The sequence below is a fragment of the Aminobacter aganoensis genome (genome assembly GCF_014206975.1).
Taxonomy (GTDB): Bacteria; Pseudomonadota; Alphaproteobacteria; order Rhizobiales; family Rhizobiaceae; genus Aminobacter; species Aminobacter aganoensis.
Genome location: NZ_JACHOU010000024.1, coordinates 22,733 through 44,539, shown reverse-complemented (window position 1 = coordinate 44,539; position 21,807 = coordinate 22,733). Strand labels below are relative to the sequence as shown.

Below are 21,807 nucleotides of genomic sequence, written 5' to 3'. Positions count from 1 at the left end.
CTTCACCTCACCAAAGATAGAAGAACGCGAAGATGAACACCCACACCAGATCGACGAAGTGCCAGTAGAGCCCCATGATCTCGACGCTCTCATACTGGCCCCGCCGGCTGGTGAAGAACCCGCGCGCGCCGGTCTCGTAGTCGCCCCGCCAGACCTTGCGCGCGACGATCAGAAGAAAGATCACGCCTATCGTCACATGGGTGCCGTGGAAGCCGGTGATCATGAAGAAGGTCGAGCCGAATTGCGCCGCGCCCCATGGGTTCTCCCACGGCCGCACGCCCTCGGTGATCAGCTTGGTCCACTCGAAGGCCTGCATGCCGACGAAGGTCGCGCCAAGCGCCGCCGTCAACAGCATCAGGATCGCCGTCTTGCGGCGGTCGCGGCGGTAGCCGAAATTGACCGCCATCGCCATCGTGCCCGAGGAAGAGATCAGCACGAAGGTCATGATCGCGATCAGGATCAGCGGGATGTCCTGGCCGAACAGGTGCAGCGCGAAGACCTCGCTCGGGTTCGGCCATGGCACCACGGTCGACATGCGCGCGGTCATGTAAGACAGCAGGAAGCAGCCGAAGATGAAGGTGTCGCTGAGCAGGAAGATCCACATCATCGCCTTGCCCCAGGAGACGCCCTTGAACGCCCTCTGGTCCGAAGACCAGTCGGCAACGAAGCCGCGCAGGCCCGGCGGCCGTGGCGCGGTTTGGTCGGCATGTCCCAGCGTGGTCTCGGCCATCCCTGTTCTCCTCAGCTCAACAGCCGGCGGCAGATGTCGATGAAGTCGGCCGCCCAGCCCATCAGCACGGCAAACAGCACCAGCCAGACGACCAGCAGCACGTGCCAGTACATGGCGCACAGTTCCGTCGAGAGGACGAGACGTGCCGCGCTTTCACCCCGCAATGCCCTGACATTGGTCCGGCCGAGCGCCACCATGCCGCCGATGATGTGCAGCCCGTGCATCGCGGTAATCAGATAGAAGAAGCTGACCGCCGGGTTCTCGGTCGCGAAATAGCCTTGTGCCGCAAGATCGCGCCAAGCCAGCAGCTGGCCACCGAGGAAGACCGTCGAGGTCAGCGCGCCGGCCAGCAGCGCAAGCCGCAGATTGTCGGCCTGCCCCTTGTGCGCGGCCACGACCGCGCATTGCAGTGCCACGCTGGCCAGCACCAGCATCGCGGTGTTGAGCCACAACAGCCCGGGCACCGGCGCCGGCTGCCAGTCGGCATAGACCATGCGCATGAAATAGGCGCTGATCATCAACGCGAACAGCGCGCCGACCACGGCGAGAAACACCCCGAGCCCGAGCTTGGCCGGATGCACGATCGGCGCTTCGGTCTCGGGGAAGGCAGTGACCGGCCCCGCTTCGAGCCACGGCTTGGACATCAGCCGCTGGCGCGACAGCCACCAGCCCGCAATGGCCGTGATCAGCGCGAGGAAGACCAGGATGACGCTCATGCCGGCCCGCCTTGCGTCATCGGACGCGGGTCGTTCTGCGGAATGAAGTCCTCGGGCGCGCCCGGCACGCTGTAGTCGTAGGCCCAGCGATAGACGACCGGCAGTTCCTTGCCGAAATTGCCGTGCGGCGGCGGCGTCCCCGCCGTCTGCCATTCGAGCGAAGTCGCCCGCCATGGATTGTCGCCGGCGTCCTTGCCGTTGCGCAGGCTCCAGAACAGGTTGAACAGGAACACCATCTGGGCAAAACCGACGGTCAGCGCGGCGATGGTGATGAATTCGTTCAGCGTATGCACCGACGGTGGGATGAACGCCGTATCGCCGAGTTCGGGATAGCGCCTGGGAACGCCGACCAGCCCGACATAGTGCATCGGGAAGAAGATCAGATAGGCGCCGACGAACGTGACCCAGAAGTGGAAGCGGCCCATCGCCTCGTTGAGCATCCGGCCGGTAATCTTGGGATACCAGTGATAGATCGCGCCGAAGACGACCATGATCGGTGCCACGCCCATCACCATGTGGAAATGCGCCACCACGAACATCGTGTCCGACAGCGGCACGTCGACCACCACGTTGCCGAGGAACAGGCCGGTCAGCCCGCCATTGACGAAGGTAACGATGAAGGCGAGCGCAAACAGCATCGGCAAGGTCAGGTGGATGTCGCCGCGCCACAGCGTCAGCACCCAGTTGTAGACCTTGATCGCGGTCGGCACCGCGATGATCAGCGTCGTCGTGGCGAAGAAGAAGCCGAAATACGGGTGCATGCCCGACACGTACATGTGGTGCGCCCAGACGACGAAGCTGAGCGCGCCGATGCCGACGATCGCCCACACCATCATGCGGTAGCCGAAGATGTTCTTGCGCGCATGCGTGCTGATCAGGTCGGAGACGATACCGAAGGCGGGCAGCGCCACGATGTAGACCTCGGGGTGGCCGAAGAACCAGAACAGGTGCTGGAACATGATCGGGCTGCCACCATTGTGCGGCGACTGCTCGCCCATCTCGACGATGGCCGGCATGAAGAAGCTCGAGCCGATGATGCGGTCGAACAGCATCATCACGCAGGCGACGAACAGCGCCGGGAAGGCGAGCAGCGCCATGACGGTCGCCGTGAAGATGCCCCACACGGTCAACGGCATCCGCATCAGCGTCATGCCGCGCGTGCGCGCCTGCAGCACGGTTACCACGTAGTTGAGCCCGCCCATGGTGAAGCCGATGATGAACAGGATCAGCGACACCAGCATCAGGATGATGCCCCAGTCCTGACCGCCCGGCGTGCCCGAGGTGATCGCCTGCGGCGGATAGAGCGTCCATCCCGCTCCCGTCGGCCCGCCCGGCGCAAAGAAGCTCGACACCAGGACCAGCACCGCGAGCAGGTAGATCCAGTAGCTCAGCATGTTGACATAGGGGAACACCATGTCGCGCGCGCCGACCATCAGCGGGATCAGGTAATTGCCGAAGCCGCCGAGAAAGAGAGCCGTGAGCAGGTAGATCACCATGATCATGCCGTGCATGGTCATGAATTGGTAGTAGGCCTCGGGCGTGATGAAATCGAAGGTGCCGGGAAAGCCGAGTTGCAGCCGCATCAACCAGGACAGCACCAGCGCCACCAGTCCGATGGCCATCGCGGTTCCGGAATACTGGATGGCGATGACCTTGGCATCTTGCGAGAAGACGTATTTCGTCCACCAGCTGTGCGGATGGTAGAGATCCATCTCGCCCACTTCGGCCGGCGGGATCAGGTCTGCTCCGTGGGGCGTGACATCGACCATGCGTGCACCTGTTGCTCTTGCCTCTGCCTGTCGCGGTGAGGCCGCCTTCAAGCGGTCGCGCCGTGTCTCCTATTCCAGTTTCGCCGCAGCCTTCGCCTTCTCGACCAGCGCGCCCACCTTGGCGGGCCCGGTCAGTTGGGCGAATGTCGACTGCTGCTGCAGCCACGTCGTGTAGTCCTGCGCGGTGTCGACCATGACGATGCCGCGCATGAAGCCGTGCCCTGTTCCGCAGAGCTCGGCGCACAGCACTTCGAACGTGCCGGTCCGCGTCGGCGTGAACCAGAAATAGGTGACCATGCCCGGTACCATGTCCATCTTGGCGCGGAACTCGGGCACGTAGAAATCATGCAGCACGTCGATCGAGCGCAGCAGCATCTTGACCGGCTTGTCGATCGGCAGGTGCAGGTCGGCCGCCTCGACCACGACATCGTCCTGGCCGTTCGGATCCTCGGGATTGATGCCGAGCGGGTTGTCGGAATTGATCAACCGGGCATTCGACGTGCCGAGCTTGCCGTCGGCGCCGGGCAGGCGGAAACTCCACTGCCACTGCTGGGCGACGACCTCGACCTCGGTCGCATCCTTCGGCACGGTGACGAACTGCTTCCAGACATAGAGGCCGGGAGCCAGCATCGCCGCCACGCCGACCGCCGTGATCAGGGTCAGCCAGGATTCGAGCTTCCTGCTTTCAGGCTCGTAGGCGGCCTTCTGCCCTTCCTTGTGGCGGAAGCGGTAGACGCAATAGGCCATAAACAGCACGACCGCCGAGAAGACGGCGCCGGTGATCCAGAAAGTGACGACGAGAGTGCTGTCGATGTAGCCCCAGTTGGAGGCTATCGGCGTCCACCACCAGGGGCTCAGCACATGGAACAGCACCGAGCCGATGACAACAAGAACGAGTACGAGCGCTATGGCCATCCTCTGTCCTCCCGGCATTCCGGGGGACGCTGTCCCCTGAGGAAGGCCGGCCGCATCATAGCTTGATTTGTCGTCGAAATACTAGGGGAGCCGGTCCAGGCAAGGTCGCGTCATGTTGCAACCGCCTTGACCGCGTCGCGAAAACTGTTGCGCGACCGGCGTTATGTTGTTGCCGGCCGGACGAAATACAAAAGGCGGTGCGGCTGGATTTCCCCGCCGCACCGCCCTGATGTTCGGTCGCCTGTCAGACAGCCTGGGCTGGATAGCCGGCAGTGTCGAGCGCCTGCGCCACCTTGGCGGCATCGGCCGAAGTCTCGATCGAGACCGTCTGCGACTTCAGGTCGATCTCGATGCGCGCGGCCGCATCCACGCTCTGCACAGCCTTGGTGACCATGCCGGCGCAATGGCCACAGGTCATGTCGGGAACATTCATCTTCAGCATTTCAAGAACCTTGTTTCGGGCCGGCACAGCGCCGTAACCGCAATGTGGTGTTTCCAGCCACTGTAAGGTCAATTGGCTTTTCGATCACGGCTTTGTTACCGGACCTGGATCACGCCTCAAAACCCGGCAATGGACTGACGCCCGTATGAAAACATAATATTTTCAGCGAGTTGGCTGAAACTGGAAAATTCCGGAAAAATCCTGTTGACCTTCCCAACGCTGGAACCCTTAGACCTCTGGGCCGAAAGTGATGAAATAGAGGTCCGGTACCCATGAACGCTCCCTTGAACCTGACAACCACACGGCAAAGTTTCCCGATCGAGGGTATGACCTGCGCTTCCTGCGTCGGCCGCGTCGAGAAGGCCATCGCGGCAGTCCCGGGTGTCACCACCGCTGCCGTCAATCTTGCCACCGAGAGCGCCGATGTGAGCTTCGGCGGCGAGATCAATTCCGACGGCGTGATCGCCGCCATCCGCAACGCCGGCTATGACGTGCCGGTCGAAAAGATCGAGGTCGAGATCGAGGGCATGACCTGCGCCTCCTGCGTCGGCCGCGTCGAAAAGGCCATCGCAGCCGTCCCCGGCGTGAAGAGCGCTTCGGTCAATCTCGCTACCGAACGCGCCACCGTCGAGACCCTGGCCGGCACCACCCGCGCTGCCATCGATGCCGCCATCCGCAAGGCAGGCTACGAGCCGCGCCGCAGCGACACCGCGGGCGTCGAGGGCGACAGCCGCGAGGACGCCCGCAACCGCGAATTCTCCAACCTCAAGCGCGACTTCGGCATCGCCGCAATCCTGACCCTGCCGATCTTCGTGCTGGAAATGGGCTCGCACGCCTTCCCGGCGATGCACCACTGGCTGCTGGCCAACATTAGCCAGCAAAGCCTGTACCTTGCCTACTTCGTGCTGGCGACCATCGTCCAGTTCGGCCCCGGCCTGCGCTTCTACAGCAAGGGTGTCCCGGCCCTGCTGCGCCTCGCGCCCGACATGAACTCGCTGGTGGTGCTCGGTTCCACCGCCGCCTGGGCCTATTCGGTCGTCGCCACCTTTGCGCCCGGCGTACTGCCGGCAGGCACGGTCAACGTCTATTTCGAGGCGTCGGCCGTCATCATCACGCTGATCCTGCTCGGCCGCGTGCTCGAAGCCAAGGCCAAGGGCCGCACGTCGGAAGCGATCAAGCGGCTGATGGGCCTGCAGGCCAAGTCGGCACGGGTCGAGCGCAATGGCGAGTTCGTCGACATTCCGCTCGAGGAAGTCACCGCCGGTGACGTCGTCCAGGTGCGCCCCGGCGACAAGGTTCCGGTCGACGGCATGGTTCTGTCCGGCTCGTCCTTCGTCGACGAATCCATGATCTCCGGCGAGCCGATCCCCGTCAGCAAGGGCGAGGGCGCGGAAGTCGTCGGCGGCACGATCAACAAGACCGGCAGCTTCACTTACCGTGCCACCAAGGTCGGCGCCGACACGCTGCTGGCCCAGATCATCCGCATGGTCGAGACAGCGCAAGGCTCGAAGCTGCCGATCCAGGCGATGGTCGACAAGGTCACGTCCTGGTTCGTGCCTGCCGTCATGGTCGCTGCCGCACTGACCTTCCTCGTCTGGCTGGTCTTCGGCCCCGAGCCCGCCGCGACCTTCGCGCTGGTCAACGCGGTTGCCGTGCTCATCATCGCCTGCCCGTGTGCCATGGGTTTGGCGACGCCGACCTCGATCATGGTAGGCACGGGCCGCGCCGCCGAGATGGGCGTCCTGTACCGCAACGGCGAAGCGTTGCAGTCACTGAAGTCGACGCAAGTCGTGGCGCTCGACAAGACGGGTACGCTGACCGCCGGCAAGCCTGTCATGACCGACCTGGAAGTTGCCACAGGTTTTGACCGTGCCAAGGTGCTGGCGCTCGTCGCTTCCGTCGAGGCCCAGTCCGAGCATCCGGTTGCCGCCGCAATCGTCGCCGCTGCCAAGGAAGAAGGCGTTGCCCTGGCCGAGATCGCGGCCTTCGAAGCAGAACCCGGCTTCGGCGTCAGCGCCAACGTCGGTGCGCACCGCATCGCCATCGGCGCCGACCGCTACATGACCAAGCTCGGCATCTCGGTGCAGGCGTTTGCCGAAACTGCGATCCGCATGGGCCTGAAGGCCAAGACCCCGCTCTATGCGGCGATCGACGGCAAGCTCGCAGCAGCCATCGCGGTCTCCGACCCGATCAAGGCGACGACGCCGCAGGCCATTCGCGCCCTGCACGACATGGGCCTGAAGGTGGCGATGATCACCGGCGACAACCGCCGCACGGCCGAGGCCATCGCCGCCCAGCTCGGCATCGACGAGGTCGTCGCCGAAGTGCTGCCCGACGGCAAGGTCGATGCCATCAAGCGCCTCCGCGCCGGTGGCAGGGCCGTAGCCTTCGTCGGCGACGGCATCAACGACGCCCCGGCGCTCGCCGAGGCCGAGGTCGGCATTGCCATCGGCACCGGCACCGACGTTGCCATCGAAAGCGCCGACGTGGTGCTGATGTCCGGCGACCTGCTTGGCGTCACCAACGCGATTGCGCTGTCCAAGGCGACCATCGCCAACATCAGGCAGAACCTGTTCTGGGCCTTCGCCTACAACGCCGCCCTCATTCCGGTCGCGGCGGGCGTGCTCTACCCGGTCAGCGGCACGCTGCTGTCGCCGATGCTGGCGGCGGGTGCGATGGCGATGTCGAGCGTCTTCGTGCTCGGCAATGCGATGCGGCTGAAGCGCTTCAAGGCCCCGGCCCGTGCTGCGGCCCCGTCGGGCGCCCCATCGCTGGTCCCGGCCGAGTAACTCCACCTACGGCCTGCCTCGCAGAGCATGATCCCGAAAAGTGGGACCCGGTTTTCGGGCAAGATCATGCTCCAACAAAGAAGGCAGGCCGCTCCGCCCCAAATCAAATCTCCTCATCACGCGAGGCCGCCATGCCCAACGCTCCCTGGATCGAAATCTTCACCACGCCCACTTGCCCGGATTGCCTGGCGCTGAAGCGCTGGCTGAATGCGCAGAGCCTGCCTTTTGTCGAGCGCGACTTGCGCGATCCTGCCATCGCCGACGAAGCCAAGCGCCGCACCGGCGTGCGCGTCGCCCCCATCACGATCATCGACAACAAGCACGTCTTCTTTGGCACCTTCGCCACCCAGCGCCCCGAGATCGAAGCGCTTCTGGACCTGACCCGGGCAGCATGACCATGACCTACATTACCCTGCCACAGCCCGGTCGCCGCATTGCGGTCGGCGATGCCCAGACGATCCTCCAGGCAGCGCAGGCGGCCGGCATCAGCTATCCGCACAGCTGCCGCTCCGGCCGCTGTGGCGCCTGCAAGTCGCGCCTCGTTTCCGGCCACGTCGAGCTCGGCAAGCACTCGCCATTTGCGCTTAGCGAACAGGAGCGCGCCGACGGGCTCATCCTCGCCTGCCGCTCCATCCCGATCGATGACGTCGTCGTCGAATGGCTCGACGAGGCTTTCGCTGCCGGGCAGCCTGCTGCACAGGATGCACAGGTCATCGCCATCGACCGCATGACGCACGACATCCTGGCAATCCGGCTCGAACTCACCGAGCGCGAGAGCTTCCGCTTCGCCGCCGGGCAATATCTGTCGTTGTCGGTGCCGGGTGCACCGCCGCGCAGCTATTCGATGGCGAACCGGCCCGACGAGGAAATTGTCGAGCTTCACGTCAGGGCAGTACCCGGCGGCCGCGCCAGCGGCCTGATTCACGAGTCGCTGGCGCCAGGCGACACGGTCCGCATCGAGGGCCCTGCGGGTTCCGCCTATCTGCGCGAGGCGCATGCCGGCCCGATCGTGGCGCTTGCCGGCGGCAGCGGCCTTGCGCCGATCAAGTCGATCGTCGAGACGGCGCTCCATGCCGGCATGGACCAGCCGATCCATGTCTATTTCGGTGCCCGCGCCGAACGCGACCTCTATCTGGTCGAACACTTCCGCGCGCTGGAACGGAGATTCGCCAACCTGGCCTTCGTGCCGGTGCTGTCGCAGACCGCTTCCGATGGCTGGCGCAGCGGCTTCGTCTCCGATGCCCTCGCCGCAGATCATGGCAACCTCACCGGCGCCAAGGCCTATGTCGCCGGCCCTCCGGCCATGGTTGACGCGGCCATGGCCGTTCTCGGCGCCCGTGGAGTTTTGGCGGCGGACATTCACGCCGATGTTTTCTTCACGCCCGAGGGAAGCGACAACAACGCCGCTTGACCACGGCGGGTCCAGTACCCATTGATAAGGCATGCATTCGATGCGGCACATTTCAGCCACGACCCAGCCCCACCGCGCGACCCAGCGCGGACAGGCTGGCGTGCGCGTTGCCGTTGTCGCCGATGGCCGCTCCATGGCGCTGAGAGCCCTGCGACTGATGTTGCCGCTGCTGCTTCTGTTCTTGCTCGCGCTCGGGCAGGCGGCCTCCGCCCACCCGGCTGCCAGCCAGCACCAGCCGCATGCCATGAAGACCATGTCGCATCACGCCGAAGCGGCCGATGAAGCCTGCTGCGGCGATCACTCGCAGGACGAAGATGGCAATGCCTGCCTTGCCCAATGCCTGGCGTCGTGCAGCTATTGCACGCCGCTCCCCGTGCCTGCGGCATTCCCGGGCGCAACGATCAAGTCGCCGCCTCCCGCGGTAACCGAGCCCATGCACGGGGCCACGGCATCGCCTCACCTGCGACCGCCATCCTTCTCCTGAACTGACGCGCATCGATGCGCACGACCCCGGCCCACGGCCGGGAGACAACCAGTTTTGGAGATTATCGCAATGAATACCCTTTCACGCCGCGGCTTCCTCGCGGCCTCGGCGGCCACGCTTTCGGCTGCCGCCATCCCGTCGCTGCTGATGCCAGTGCGCCAGGCCCGCGCCGATGCCCACAAGGTCATCACGGCCGGCAAGCGCGTCATCGAGGTCAAGGGCAAGGCCGCCAACGTGTTCGGCTTGACCCAGGCCGACGGCTCTTCCGGCCTCGTCATGAATGCCGGCGACAACTTCCGCGTCACGCTGAAGAACCTGATCGGCGAGCCGACCGTCATCCACTGGCACGGCCTCACCCCGCCATGGCAGCAGGACGGCGTCGCCGGCATCTCGCAGGAACCTATCCCCGACGGCGGCAGCCACGACTACGACTTCCCTGTCGCCCGTCCCGGCACCTTCTGGATGCATTCGCATTTCGGCCTGCAGGAGCAGTTGATGCTCGCCGCTCCGCTGATCGTGCGCGACCCCGCGGAGGCCGGCCAGGACATGCAGGAAGTGGTGGTGCTGTTCCACGACTTCACCTTCCGCGACCCGCGGGAAATCCTCGCCGAACTCAAGGCCGGCGGCCACGACATGGGCGCCATGCAGGCCCCCACCCCGGCGGCAGCCGGGCATGAAGGCCATGACATGTCGGGGATGTCCGGCATGTCTATGGGCAGCGGCGGCTCGATGAACATGGGCGGCACGCAGATGGACGGCCAGCCGGGTGGCATGTCCCATCTACAGGACGTGCAATACGACGCCCTGCTTGCCAACGACCGCACCCTCGACGACCCCGAGGTGTTCGCCGTCGAGCCCGGCGGTCGCGTCCGCCTGCGCCTCATCAATGGTGCCGCCTCGACCAACATGTGGCTCGACCTCGGCAAGCTCCAGGGCAAGCTGGTCGCCGTGGACGGCATGCCGGTCGAGCCTATCGAGGGCTCGCGCTTCGAGTTCGCCGTGGCCCAGCGCCTCGACATCGTTCTCGAGCTGCCGAAGGAAGCCTCGGCCTGGCCGGTCTTCGCCGTCCAGGAAGGAGGCCGCATGCGCACCGGTGTCGTACTCGCTGCCAAGGGCGCATCGGTCGGCAAGCTCACTGATGTGGCCGACGAGGACTTCCCGGCTGTCGGCGTCGAGCTCGAGCAAAAGCTGCGCGCCGCCAGTCCGCTGGCCGAAAAGACCGCCACGCGCCAGCACACCATGATGCTGGGCGAAGGGCAGAACTATGTCTGGACACTCGACGGCGCCATGCACGGCTCCGACAAGCCGCTGGCGGTGAAGAGCGGCGACCGCTTCGAGCTCACCTTCATGAACCACACCACCATGTCGCACCCGATGCACCTGCACGGCCACCTGTTCCAGGTCGTCGCGGTCAACGGCAAGCGCTTTGCCGGCGCCATGCGCGACACGGTTCTGGTCCCCGCCAACATGGGCATGGTGACCATCGCCTTCGACGCCGACAATGCCGGCAAATGGGCGCTGCACTGCCACCACCTCTACCACATGGCCGGCGGCATGATGACCTCGATGGCCTACGACAACTGACCTGAAACAGCAGGCCGGCGCACCAATGGCGCCGGCCTGCATCACGATTTCGCCAGCCCCTTGAGTTTCCAGTTACTGGAAGCCTTATATGAGACCCAAGTTGATCGAGGAGTGACCATGAACATTGGTACCGCTTCGGAGAAGTCGGGCCTGCCGGCCAAGACCATCCGCTACTACGAAGACATCGGCCTGCTGCGCCCCGATCGCGCCGGCAACGGCTATCGCGACTATTCGATGTCGGACGTGCACCGCCTGCGCTTCCTGCAGCGCTCACGCAGCCTCGGCTTTTCAGTCGAGGAGTGCCGCCAGCTGCTGTCGCTCTATGGCGACAAGGAACGCGAGAGCGCCGACGTCAAGGCCATCGCCGAAATCAAGCTGGTCGAGATCGACCGCAAGCTGGCCGAGCTGACCGAGCTGCGCAACACGCTGCGCCACCTCGTGCACAATTGCCACGGCGACGACCGGCCAGACTGCCCGATCATCGACGGGCTGTCCGGCAAGGCGACCCAGTAAGCGGCAGGCCGGGCCTCGGCATGACCAGCCTCGCCGCCTATGGCGGCCTCTTCGTCGCGGCTTTCGCGGCCGCGACCTTGTTGCCGGCGCAGTCCGAAGCCGTGCTCGCCGGGCTGGTCATCAATGGCGGGTATTCGCTTGCCGTGCTGATCGGCGTCGCGACGCTTGGCAATGTGCTGGGCTCATGGATCAACTGGCTGCTCGGCCGCCAGGTCGAGCGCTTCAAGCACCGCCGCTGGTTCCCGGCCAGCCCCGCCGCGCTCGCCCGCGCCGAAAATTGGTATCGCCGCTATGGCCGCTGGTCGCTGCTGCTTTCCTGGGTGCCCGTCATCGGCGACCCGCTGACGCTGATCGCCGGCACGCTGAAAGAGCCGCTATGGAGCTTTCTCGGGTTGGTTGGCATAGCCAAGCTCGTGCGCTACCTCGCAGTGGCAGCGGCGGCGCAGAGTTTCATCTAGCCAAATTCGTCGACTGGTCGACCGACTTGGGCCGGATCGGCAGTGACTTTGTCACGGCATGGATAGAGCCAAGGCCGATGCAGCACATGGCTCCGCACACTCGATGGCCGCTAGGCCGTGCGTCCTTCGACAAGCTCAGGATGAGGACCGTGGGCGCAACCGCTACCGGTTTTTTCGCGACATGAAAACCGGGCTCGCAATGCGAAATCCGTCGGCACCAGCGCTCCTCATCCTGAGCTTGTCGAAGGACGCACGACCTGGCAGCCTCAACTCAGCAACACCCCGACTTTGAGGCGGCAGTGGACGAGGGTCAGTTGAGCCTGTCGCTCAAGCCCTGATCAGCACCGGCCCGCGCGCGGCAAATCCAATCCCGACGTCCTGTCCCGGCACGAACGGCGCATCGACATCCGACGACACGGCAAACACCTCGCCGAATTCGGTCCCGACCATGAACTCCAGGTCGGAGCCGACATAGGTGACCTTGTCGAGCCGGCCCGGAATCGTGCGCGCACTGCCTGCCGGCTTGATCTCGATGCGGCTCGGCCGCACGGCGAGTTTGGCCGGCCCCGGCGCCATGCCGCGCGCGTCGAGTTTCGTCTCCAGCCCGCCCAGCCGCACATTGGCCAGGCCGTCGGCAACCGACGCGATCTCACAGTCGAAGATGTTGGCCTCGCCGATGAAGTCGGCGACGAAGGCGTCCGCCGGCGCATCGTAGAGTTCGCGCGGCGTGCCATCCTGGGCGATGACGGCATTGTTCATCACGATGATGCGGTCGGAGACGGCCAGCGCCTCCTCCTGGTCATGGGTGACATAGACCACGGTCAGCCCGAGCTTGGTCTGGATGTCGCGGATTTCCTCGCGCACCCGGCGCCTGAGCTTGGCGTCGAGATTGGACAGCGGCTCGTCGAACAAAAGCACCTGCGGCTCCAGAACCAGCGCCCGTGCAACGGCGACACGCTGCTGCTGGCCGCCGGACAGCTCGCTCGGCAAGCGGCCGCCATAGCCCGAAAGCCCCACCAGCTCCAGCCCGGCACGGGCCCGGTCGCCGATCTCCTTCTTGGCGAAGCCGGAGAACTTGAGCCCGTACTCGACGTTCTCGTTGACCGTCATGTGCGGGAACAGCGCGTAGGACTGGAACACCATCGAGACGTCGCGGTCGGTCGCGGGCAGATGCGTGACGTCGGCGCCGCCGATCAGGATCTGCCCGCGCGTTGCCATCTCGAGGCCTGCGATCATGCGCAGCGTCGTCGTCTTGCCGCAGCCGGATGGCCCGAGCAGCGTCACCAGCTTGCCCGCTTCGACAAACAGCGACACGTTGTTGACCGCCGGCACCGGGCTCTTGCCGTAGACCTTGGTGACCTCGCGGAACTCGACCGAAGCGGCGTTGCTCTTGATCTCGGCCATCAGCGCCTCCTCGGGGTTGTTTGCGGGTAGCGAGCTGTACCCCCACCCCTAACCCCTCCCCACAAGGGGGAGGGGGACTGCCGGCGCGCTGCCGTGGTTCTCGCTCCCAATCGGCGTGCAAGGCAAACTGCTGGTGTCGGGGCGAAGGCGCAGAAATTCCCCTCCACCTTGTAGGGAGGGGTCTGGGGTGGGGGTATCAAGTCCGCGAATGGTACCAAGAGTTGGCTCATCAGCCACCTCCTGAAAATGCCGGTTGGCTCACATTGGTGCGCGACTGCGACAGCTCGTGGCCGCGCCGGCCGATGTTGCGCCGCCCGACCAAGAGTTGCATCAGCCCGACCACCGCCAGCATGACGCCGATCAACACCGCCGAATAGGCGATCGCGATGCCGTATTCGTTGTTCTCGACACGGCCGACGATGTAGCTCGTCGACATGTCGTAACGGGCGCTGACAAGGAAGATGATGGCGCTGATCGCCGTCATGGCGCGCACGAAGGAATAGACCAGCGCGGCGACGATCGCCGGCCTCAGCAGCGGCAGCACCACCTTGCGAAAGGTCTGCCAGGAATTGGCGCCAAGCGTCAGCGACGACTCGTCGAGGCTCTTGTCGATCTGCGACATCGACGCCACGCCGGCCCGCACCCCCACCGGCATGTTGCGGAAGATGAAGGACAGCACCAGGATGATGCCGGTGCCGGTCAGCTCGATCGGCGGCACGTTGAAGGCAATGACATAACTCACGCCGATCACGGTGCCGGGAATGGCGAACGACAGCATCGTGCCGAACTCGAAGGCGTTCTTGCCGGCAAAATTCTGCCGCACCAGGAGATAGGCGGTGAGCAGGCCGATGGCAGCCGTCAGCGGCGACGAGATCAGCGCGATCTGCAGCGTCGTCCAGAACGAGCTCCAGGCCGACCCTTTCCAGTGGATGCCGAACTCGTTCCAGCCCACCGCGAAGGCCTTCACATAGTGCGCGAAGGTCAGGCTGTGGTCGACGCCCCAGAGCTTGACAAAGCTGCCGTAGAAGATGGTCGCATAGACGAAGATGGTGAAGGCGACCCAGAAGCCGGCGACGCCATAGACGCCGCGCTTCAGGCCGGTGGGCAGCTCCGGATGCATGCCGGCGTCGCCCTTGCCCGACATCGTCGTGTAGGATTTCTTGCCGAGCCAGAAGCGCTGAGCATAGAAGGCCAGCAACGTGAAGGCCAGCAGCACGATGGCCAGCACCGCCGCTTGCGCCTCGTCATTCTGCGCACCGACGATGGCGAAGAATATCTCCGTCGACAGCACGTCGAAATTGCCGCCGAGCACCAGCGGATTGCCGAAATCGGCCATGCTTTCGATGAAGCCGAGCAGGAAGGCGTTGGCGAGGCCAGGCCGCATCAAGGGCAACGACACCGTCCAGAAGGTCTGCCAGCGGTTGGCGCGCAGGGTCTGCGCCGCCTCCTCCATCGACGGGCTGACACCCTCGACGACACCGATCAGCACCAGGAAGGCGATCGGCGTAAACGCCAGCAACTGGGCGATCAGCAGCCCGGGCAGGCCGTAGATCCAACGCGTCGGCTGGATACCGAACAGCTCCGAAAACGTCTGTGTCACGGCACCCGACAGGCCGAACAGCAGGATGATGGCGAGGCCGATGACGAAGGGCGGCGTGATGATCGGCAGCACCGTCAGCGCCCTCAGCAGCTTGCCATGCCTGAAGCCGGTGCGGGTCACCATCAGCGCGAAGACGAGGCCGAGCACGGTGGTCAGCACGCCGACGAGGACTGCGAGGAACAGCGAGTTCCAGGCGACGCCACAGCGGCTGCCGCCGGCAAGGCAATCGAGGCTCCACAGCCGCGGGCTGGACAGCTTGCCGAGGAACGTCGTCAACGAATAGCTGCCGTCCTCGGTGATCAGCGCATTGGCCAGCATCTGCAGGATCGGCATGAAGATGAACAGGCCGACCGACGCCACCACGAAGGCGATGGTCGAGACCACGAAGACATCGCCCCCAACCGCCCCGCGCGCGGCAAGGCCGATGGAAAACAGGAACAGGAAGGCGAGCCCGACCAGCAGCGCGCCATAGCCCATTCCGAACTGGCGGTCGCCCAGTTCGCCGAACAGGCTTTGCAGCCAGCCGAACTGCCAGCCGCGCAAGCCGATGGCAAAACCCTGAAACAACAGCCAGGCGAAGCCCGCAGCACCTATCGCGACCAGCAGCTTGCCGAACAGCGGATCGGATTTTTGCCGCCCCCATAGCAACAGCGGCGCAGCCAGCAGCAGGCCGAGCGGCGCCAGCCACAGCTTCTCGCCCTTGAGATTGAGCACCAAAGCCGGCGCGAGCTTGCTGTCGAGGGGATAACCCTCGAACAGCCAGGACAAGCCGAAGAACCCGTCTTCGACGCCATACCAGGGGAGCACGGCAAAGCCGAGCATTCCGACCGCCATCCAAAGGATGACGGTCGGGTGCAGGCCGCCGCTAAAGTCGCGGGAACGCATCTGTTATTGCGGCAGCGTCGAGACTTCCGTGTCCCACTTCGAAAGCAGCCGCTTGCGTTCTTCGCTCGAGCCGTACTTCTTGAAGTCGTAGTCGATCAGCTTGATCGTCGACAGGTCGGGCGTCAGCTCGGATACGGCAGCCGCCTTGTTCGACGGCAGCTGGAACGACTTCACGTCCTTGGCCTTGCCCTGCATCTCGGCCGACAGCGCCCAGTCGTAGAACTTCTTGGCCGCCTCGGGATTGCGGGCGCCCTTGATCAGCGACATCGAGCCGATCTCGTAGCCGGTGCCCTCGCAGGGTGCCACCGTGACGATCGGGAAGCCCGCCGCCGTCTGCGCCACCGCGTCGTGCATGAACACGATGCCGACAGTGGTTTCGCCGAGGCCCGCGGCCTTGATCGGCGCCGAGCCCGACTTGGTGTATTGGTTGATGTTCGCATGCAGGGCCTTCATGTATTCGAAGCCCTTGTCCTCGCCCATCAGCTGCACCATCGTCGCCAGCGTCGTGTAGGCGGTGCCCGACGAATTCGGGTTGGCGATCTGGATCTGGCCCTTGAATTCCGGCTTGGTGAGATCCGCCCAGCACTTCGGCTCGGGCAGGCCGTTCTTGGCCAGAAGGTCCTTGTTGTAGCCGAAGCCGAGCGCGCCCGAATAGACGCCGATGGTCTTGTTGCCGGCGGCCTCGGCCTGCTTGATCGCCCAGTCGTGCAGCTCGCCGCGCATCGGCGACATGTATTCTTCGGTCAGGTTTTCCTCGGCCGCCTGCAGATGCGGATCGCCGGTGCCGCCCCACCACACGTCGCCCTTGGGATTGCTGGCTTCGGCGCGCACCTGGGCATAGGTCTCGCCCGAGCTCTTGCGGGTCATGTCGACGGTGATGCCCGTCTTTTCCTCGAAACCGGTCTTGATCTGCTGGCACCAGGCCTCGTCGGCGCTGCAATAGAGCGTCAGGCTTTCAGCCTGCGCCGACGCGCCGCCGGCCATCATCAATGCGGCCAGCGCGGCCGAACGCAAAAGGACAGTTTTCATATTCCAGTTCCCTCCACATAATTATTCGCCGTCTAACGATCTGGTGTCGCTTTGGTCTATTGCAGAGTGAGTGGTTTTTACGCATTTTGCAATCGTGTTCATCGCACTATCTTTGGTGTCATGAACACGATCTGGCCGAAGTGCTAGGCAAGGGAAAGACGGCCGTGAGAGGCCGCAGGAAAGGAGCGCCGGGGCGAAAATGCCGAAGGACAAGAAGACCATACGCAAGGCGAACAGGGGCGAGATCATCGCCCAGGTCGCTGCCATCCCGTTCCGCGTGAACGAGGCCGGCGAACTTGAGGTCATGCTTGTCACCTCGCGCGGCACCCGTCGTTTCATCGTTCCCAAGGGTTGGCCCATGAAAGGCAAGAGCGGCCGCCAGGCCGCGCTCATCGAAGCCCGCGAAGAGGCCGGCGTCCGTGGCAAGGCGTTGAAAAAGCCGGCCGGCAGCTATTGTTACTGGAAGCGGCTGTCGACCAGCTTCGTCCATGTCGAAGTCACCGCTTACCTTATCCAGGTCAGCGAGGAGCTCGAGGAATGGCAGGAGGCGGGTGCCCGCCAGCGCGCCTGGCTCACGCCCTCGGATGCGGCGGTGCTGATCGACGAGCCCGAGCTCTCGACCCTGATCCGCGGCCTGACCGTCGCCAATCTGGTCCAGCCCGAGGCGGAACTGGCCTGAGTGCTGGCTCGCAGCCTGATGCGTGATACGCGGCTGCAAGATTCCAGTTGCAGGATTGCAGGCCGTCAAATCCGATTGTATCAGGAGGCTGCCGTTGCACATTTGTGCAAAGGCTCAGAAGCGGTTTGACGACCGACCCAAACTGGAGCCGCCAATGTCCGAACTGAAGCCGGGCAGGTCATTCGTAAGCGCCCAGCAGGTCGCCGAACTCGCCGGCGTTTCTCGCTCGGCGGTCTCCCGCACATTCACCGACGGCGCCAGCGTTTCCGAGACCACCCGCAAGAAGGTGCTCGAGGCTGCCGAGACGCTCGGCTACCACGTCAACCACCTCGCCCGCAGCCTGATCCACGAAGACAGCGGCATCGTCTGCCTCATCGGCGCCGACATCAACACGCCCTATCATTCGCGCCTGCTCGACGCGATCACGCGGCGCCTGCAGGCCATCAACCGCGTCGCCATGGTCATCAACACTTCTGGCGACAGCGACAGCGTCGATGCGGCGCTGCGCCAGACGCTCAACTACCGGGCCAACGCAACCGTGGTGCTGTCTGGCACGCCGCCGGCGTCCCTGATCAACACCTGCATCAACAGCGGTCAGCACGTTATCCTGATCAACCGCGACGACCATCTCGACGGCCCCGAAAACATCACCGTCGATAATGCGGCCGCAGCCCGCGAAGCCTTCCACATGCTGCACCGCGCCGGCTGCCGCCGCATCGCCGTGGTGTCGTCGCAAGCAGGCACGCCGAGCCTGGTTGCGCGCGAGCGCGCCTTCGAGGCTGCCGCCGGCGAGGCCGGCCTGTCGGTCACCATCACCCGTGCCGGGCCCACCGGCTATGGCGCCGGCTTCGAGGCGGGGCGCCTGCTGCTCAGCGGCTCGGACCGGCCCGATGCCGCCTTCTGCGTCACCGACCTGCTCGCCTGCGGATTCATGGATGCCGCGCGCGTCGAATTCGGCATGAACGTGCCGGCCGAGCTGTGCGTCGTCGGTTTCGACGACATCGAACAGGCGGGCTGGGCATCATACCAGCTGACCACCTTCCGCCAGCCAATCGCCCAGGTCGCCGACCATATCACCAAGCTGCTCGACAGCGACGACCCCGAACCCGCGCAAGGCGGCCGTGCCTGCTTTCACGCCGACCCGGTCTGGCGTCGCACGGTCCGTCCCAGATGATCCCTCGACGTCACCTCGCCGGTCGCGAGGTCGACCGCGAAATCGCGTGACGGAGCGCTGGCCAGCCAATCCATCATCATCCGCATGAACGATGCCAGCCGGTCCTGCAGGCAGCCCTCCGGCCACGCGCCGACGGCGAACCGCGCCGCGAGATGTCGATAGGCGGCGATGCGCAGCGGATCGATGAAATCGAGCGCCACCTCGCGTCCCTTGCGCAGCCTGTACCAGTCGACGATCATTTCGAAGAACGGCAGCGCGCGCCAATCGTCGCCGGCCATGCGGGCAGACGAGGCCAGAAGCGGCAGGGCGTCGGTCACCGACAAGGGTGAAGCCGTTTCCGCCAGCCGTTCCAGATCGCCGAGGTTCACGTGCGGCACCAGCGCCGCGAGATCCCTGGGCCACTCCTTGGGCAGGTAGCGGTGCCTGACCATCTCGGCGAGATGCCGGCTCAGGAAATCGGCATGGCTTGTGGCCTCTGTGACGGCAGCGGACGTCCCCTCCCGCGCCACCTCGACACGGTAGTGCGCGAAGGCGGCGTCATGGCCGGGCACGTCGGCGACGACCACCGTTTCGACCTCCAGCCGCCGGTCGCCGATCTCCAGGACTTTGTATGCCGGCGGAAAGCCAACCATCGACGGCACGGCGATGTTGACCAGCCAGTCGTCGCCGTCGCGGAAAAGGGCCGTGTCGTTGATGTGCAAATGGCCGCTGAGATGCACCTTGATGCCGGTCGCCGCCACAGCCTTCGACGCCTCCGGCAGCGGTGTCCGGCGCAGGAAACTGGTGTCGTTGAGCAGTTTCGCCTCATCCGCCGAGGTACCGTTCAGCGGGTCGATGGCCGGATAGTGCGAAAACGCGACCAGCCGCTTGCCCAAGGCCTTTGCCCGGGCGGCAACGTCCTTCATCCAGTCGAGCACGAAACCCTTGTTGCGCGGCATCGCGTTCCAGCCGGCGTCGGTACTGTCGTGATAGCTCTTCTCCAGCCTTTCATCGAGATCGCCGTCCTTCGGCTCGAAAACATTGGCGTCGATCGACAGCAACCAAAGCCCGTCCACCGGCTCGACCAGGAACGAGGCGTCCACCATGCGCCGGACTGTCCGGCCATCGGCCGAGGCGATCTCGAAGGTCCGCGCCTCCAGTCTGTCATCGGTCCCGAACGGACATTCCCAGTGCCTGTCGTCTTCGCTGCGAAAGAAGCCATATGCTCCCATCGCTGGGATCGCCGAGCCATAGCCACCGCAGTACATCTCATCCGAAACGATGCGCTCGACGGAATCCCCATACGCCATCGCAGGGTCGCTGGTCACCAGCGTGTGCGAGCCGTCTGCGTTGAGGAAACGCTTGCTCTGGTGCCGGCCATGGCTGGCATAGAGGTCATGATTGCCCGCGGTCGCCACGAAGCGCAGGCCGAACCGCCGGGAGTAGTCCGCAAGCAGCGCCGTCGCCGCAGCCATCGTCGATTGCTGGCCGTCGTCGGTCAGGTCGCCCGCAACGATGACCAGCGAGATGCCACGCCGCACGATGTCGTCGAGCAGCGCCTTTGTGGCATGGAAACTCTCGTTGAAGACGCGTGTCGAGGCACTTGTGTCGACCAGCGTCCGCACCGCCACCCTGTCCCCGCGCCCCACGCCCTGGCGGTAGTCGATATCGTGGAAATGGGGGTCGGCGATGACGGCAATCTTCATTTCATTCTCACAGCTGGGCGGCCTCGCCGTCAGTCGTTGTCGGCCAGCGCCGTGACCGGCGCCGGCAATCCCCTGTCGATCATGGCGATCCACTGCGCCGCCTTGCGGGCGGCCTCGACCAGCATCGGCTTGGGTGCCTCGTGCCATTCGTCGCGGCGCAACTCGCGCTGGGTCCGCACATGGTCGAGCGCGGCGTCCAGCGTCGGGAATTTCTCCGGCATCTCGACATGCAGGAACAGCGCGACCAGCGACACCGAGCGGCTGCGGCCGCCGCGGCAATTGACCAGCACATTGCCCTTCTCGCGCCGTCGATAGGTCGCCTTCTCCGGCAGCACCTGGCTGAAGGCGCCGCGCAGCAGGTAGAAACCCGACAGCATCATGGTCTCGGGGTTGCCGTGTCCGTCTATCAGCCCGAGCTTGTAATAGCGCACCGCACCGACACCGTAGATCGCGTCTGCCGCCTCGCCTTCGCCGAATGGCTCGGTCGCATAGTTGAAGTCGAGATTGACGGCGCAGTTCACCACGGTGGTGATGTTCTTGTCGCGCAGCAATTCGAGATCGCCCGCGCCATCCATGCCGCCGACATAGATGTCGACGCCGTAGCCGGCGATGTCGCGTTCGATCAGGCTGAGTGCAGGCCGCTCATGGCGCGGGCTGGTCATGTCCATGGATGTTTGGCCTTCCGTTCGTCGTTGTCCGGCCGCCGTCAGCGCGCGCCTTCGAGGCTGATGCCCGTTGCTTCACTGATGCCCTGCGCCACGCCGGGTGCCGCCGCCAGAACCGCCCCGCCCTTGGTCAGGCCGTCGAGCGAAAGAAACGGTGCGACCACACCGCCGGCCTCCTTGACCAGCAAAAGCCCGGCCAGGCAATCCCAGGCATGCATGTGCAATTCCGCGTAGGCATCGGAACGGCCGTCGGCGACATAGGCGAGGCCGAGCGCACCGGAGGCGCCGCGGCGTACATTGGCGCCACGCTCGAGGATGTTGGACAGCACTTCGAGGTAACGCGTGTTGGTCTTGCGGTTCGACCACCCGAACTCGACGCAGGCGGCATCGAAATCGCTGGTCTTGGACACCGAGATCGGTTTGCCGTCACGGGTCGCCCCCTCGCCTCGCCTGGCGACGTAGAGCTCGTCGAGCGCCGGATTGTAGATCGCGCCGATTTCGATCTCGCCTTTGCTGACAAAGGCGATGGAGATGCAGAAATGCGGGATGTCGCGCGCAAAATTTGCCGTGCCGTCGATCGGGTCCACTACCCATACGTCCGACTTGATCGCGCCACCGGTTTCTTCGCCAAGAAAGCCATCGTCGGGGAACGCCTCGGCGATGCGCGCCTTGAGATGACGCTCCACCGCGGCATCGGTCTCGGTCAGGAAATCCTGCGGGCCCTTCATGCCAAAGCCCGGCGTCCTGTTCCTGAAGCCGTCGAGCGCCACGGCACCGGCGGACATGGCGATCTCGCGGCAGAAGGCGGTACGCCGGTCCAGCTCGGCGTCGGCATTCAGCTGCGGGGCGACTGCGTGAACGGTCATGTCAATGCT

The 21,807-nt window shown here is 64.9% G+C and carries 20 protein-coding genes; 8 read left to right on the top strand and 12 right to left on the bottom strand.

From position 1 onward, the window contains the following. Positions 1-7: 7 nt before the first annotated feature. From GGR00_RS25825 to GGR00_RS25805, 5 genes are all read right to left on the bottom strand, one after another. Positions 8-730 carry a heme-copper oxidase subunit III family protein gene (locus GGR00_RS25825; protein WP_184702200.1) on the bottom strand — a complete coding sequence of 241 codons (723 nt, stop codon included), beginning with the start codon at positions 728-730 and terminating at the stop codon, positions 8-10. 11 nt (positions 731-741) lie between these two features. Further along, positions 742-1,446: a cytochrome c oxidase subunit 3 gene (locus tag GGR00_RS25820; protein WP_184702198.1), complete on the bottom strand. Its 705-nt coding sequence runs from the start codon at positions 1,444-1,446 to the stop codon at positions 742-744. Continuing rightward, positions 1,443-3,215 (bottom strand): cytochrome c oxidase subunit I, encoded by a 1,773-nt coding sequence (gene ctaD / locus GGR00_RS25815; protein WP_055974053.1) that lies wholly within the window; start codon positions 3,213-3,215, stop codon positions 1,443-1,445. Before ctaD ends, GGR00_RS25820 begins: the two co-directional genes overlap by 4 nt. A 69-nt stretch (positions 3,216-3,284) precedes the next feature. Next, positions 3,285-4,130 (bottom strand): cytochrome c oxidase subunit II, encoded by an 846-nt coding sequence (locus GGR00_RS25810; RefSeq protein WP_055974055.1) that lies wholly within the window; start codon positions 4,128-4,130, stop codon positions 3,285-3,287. Positions 4,131-4,374: 244 nt separating this feature from the next. Next, positions 4,375-4,572, bottom strand: a complete 198-nt coding sequence (locus GGR00_RS25805; RefSeq protein ID WP_055975343.1) for a heavy-metal-associated domain-containing protein — start codon at positions 4,570-4,572, stop codon at positions 4,375-4,377. A 272-nt stretch (positions 4,573-4,844) separates the two neighbouring features. On the opposite strand from GGR00_RS25805, the gene GGR00_RS25800 reads away from it, so the two are divergent. The 3 genes from GGR00_RS25800 to GGR00_RS25790 all read left to right on the top strand — a co-directional run bounded on the left by GGR00_RS25800 (position 4,845) and on the right by GGR00_RS25790 (position 8,772). Beyond that, the gene (locus GGR00_RS25800) at positions 4,845-7,361 is read left to right on the top strand and encodes a heavy metal translocating P-type ATPase (RefSeq protein ID WP_184702196.1); all 2,517 of its coding nucleotides are present in this window, start codon (positions 4,845-4,847) and stop codon (positions 7,359-7,361) included. A 131-nt stretch (positions 7,362-7,492) separates the two neighbouring features. Next, entirely contained in the window at positions 7,493-7,756 is a 264-nt protein-coding gene (locus tag GGR00_RS25795) for a glutaredoxin family protein (RefSeq protein ID WP_055974066.1), read from the top strand. Further along, positions 7,753-8,772 carry a 2Fe-2S iron-sulfur cluster-binding protein gene (locus GGR00_RS25790; RefSeq protein WP_055974068.1) on the top strand — a complete coding sequence of 340 codons (1,020 nt, stop codon included), beginning with the start codon at positions 7,753-7,755 and terminating at the stop codon, positions 8,770-8,772. The genes GGR00_RS25795 and GGR00_RS25790 overlap by 4 nt, the downstream gene beginning before the upstream one ends. Positions 8,773-8,824: 52 nt before the next feature. Here the strand turns inward: GGR00_RS25790 and GGR00_RS25785 are convergent, their stop codons facing one another. Further along, on the bottom strand, positions 8,825-9,109 hold the full coding sequence (locus GGR00_RS25785) for a hypothetical protein (RefSeq protein WP_156381189.1): 285 nt from the start codon (positions 9,107-9,109) through the stop codon (positions 8,825-8,827). Positions 9,110-9,325: 216 nt separating this feature from the next. Between GGR00_RS25785 and GGR00_RS25780 the strand changes: the two genes are divergently transcribed. The 3 genes from GGR00_RS25780 (at position 9,326) to GGR00_RS25770 (ending at position 11,811) form a co-directional block, all read left to right on the top strand. Beyond that, complete coding sequence (locus GGR00_RS25780) at positions 9,326-10,840, top strand: multicopper oxidase family protein (protein WP_055974074.1); 1,515 nt, start codon at positions 9,326-9,328, stop codon at positions 10,838-10,840. Positions 10,841-10,957: 117 nt separating this feature from the next. Then, positions 10,958-11,353: a Cu(I)-responsive transcriptional regulator gene (gene cueR / locus GGR00_RS25775; protein ID WP_055974078.1), complete on the top strand. Its 396-nt coding sequence runs from the start codon at positions 10,958-10,960 to the stop codon at positions 11,351-11,353. A gap of 20 nt (positions 11,354-11,373) precedes the next feature. Next, a complete protein-coding gene (locus GGR00_RS25770; RefSeq protein ID WP_184702194.1) occupies positions 11,374-11,811 on the top strand; it encodes a YqaA family protein in 438 nt (145 codons plus the stop codon). Positions 11,812-12,138: 327 nt separating this feature from the next. On the opposite strand, the gene GGR00_RS25765 is transcribed toward GGR00_RS25770, so the two are convergent. The 3 genes from GGR00_RS25765 to GGR00_RS25755 all read right to left on the bottom strand — a co-directional run bounded on the left by GGR00_RS25765 (position 12,139) and on the right by GGR00_RS25755 (position 16,714). Further along, positions 12,139-13,215 (bottom strand): ABC transporter ATP-binding protein, encoded by a 1,077-nt coding sequence (locus tag GGR00_RS25765; RefSeq protein WP_184702192.1) that lies wholly within the window; start codon positions 13,213-13,215, stop codon positions 12,139-12,141. A 229-nt stretch (positions 13,216-13,444) separates the two neighbouring features. Continuing rightward, positions 13,445-15,700 carry an ABC transporter permease gene (locus GGR00_RS25760; RefSeq protein ID WP_184702190.1) on the bottom strand — a complete coding sequence of 752 codons (2,256 nt, stop codon included), beginning with the start codon at positions 15,698-15,700 and terminating at the stop codon, positions 13,445-13,447. Positions 15,701-15,703: 3 nt separating this feature from the next. After that, the gene (locus GGR00_RS25755) at positions 15,704-16,714 is read right to left on the bottom strand and encodes an ABC transporter substrate-binding protein (protein WP_377865401.1); all 1,011 of its coding nucleotides are present in this window, start codon (positions 16,712-16,714) and stop codon (positions 15,704-15,706) included. Positions 16,715-16,928: 214 nt separating this feature from the next. On the opposite strand from GGR00_RS25755, the gene GGR00_RS25750 reads away from it, so the two are divergent. Continuing rightward, on the top strand, positions 16,929-17,408 hold the full coding sequence (locus GGR00_RS25750; RefSeq protein WP_184702187.1) for an NUDIX hydrolase: 480 nt from the start codon (positions 16,929-16,931) through the stop codon (positions 17,406-17,408). A 154-nt stretch (positions 17,409-17,562) separates the two neighbouring features. Further along, positions 17,563-18,582 (top strand): LacI family DNA-binding transcriptional regulator, encoded by a 1,020-nt coding sequence (locus GGR00_RS25745; RefSeq protein WP_055974096.1) that lies wholly within the window; start codon positions 17,563-17,565, stop codon positions 18,580-18,582. Here the strand turns inward: GGR00_RS25745 and GGR00_RS25740 are convergent. Genes GGR00_RS25740 through GGR00_RS25730 form a run of 3 tightly spaced genes read right to left on the bottom strand, consistent with a single transcriptional unit; the run spans position 18,540 to position 21,798 of the window. Continuing rightward, complete coding sequence (locus tag GGR00_RS25740) at positions 18,540-20,267, bottom strand: metallophosphoesterase family protein (protein WP_184702185.1); 1,728 nt, start codon at positions 20,265-20,267, stop codon at positions 18,540-18,542. The genes GGR00_RS25745 and GGR00_RS25740 overlap by 43 nt on opposite strands. A gap of 29 nt (positions 20,268-20,296) precedes the next feature. Then, positions 20,297-20,935, bottom strand: a complete 639-nt coding sequence (locus tag GGR00_RS25735; protein ID WP_184702183.1) for a dual specificity protein phosphatase family protein — start codon at positions 20,933-20,935, stop codon at positions 20,297-20,299. Positions 20,936-20,973: 38 nt separating this feature from the next. Continuing rightward, positions 20,974-21,798: an inositol monophosphatase family protein gene (locus tag GGR00_RS25730; RefSeq protein WP_377865384.1), complete on the bottom strand. Its 825-nt coding sequence runs from the start codon at positions 21,796-21,798 to the stop codon at positions 20,974-20,976. Between the last annotated feature and the right edge of the window lie 9 nt (positions 21,799-21,807).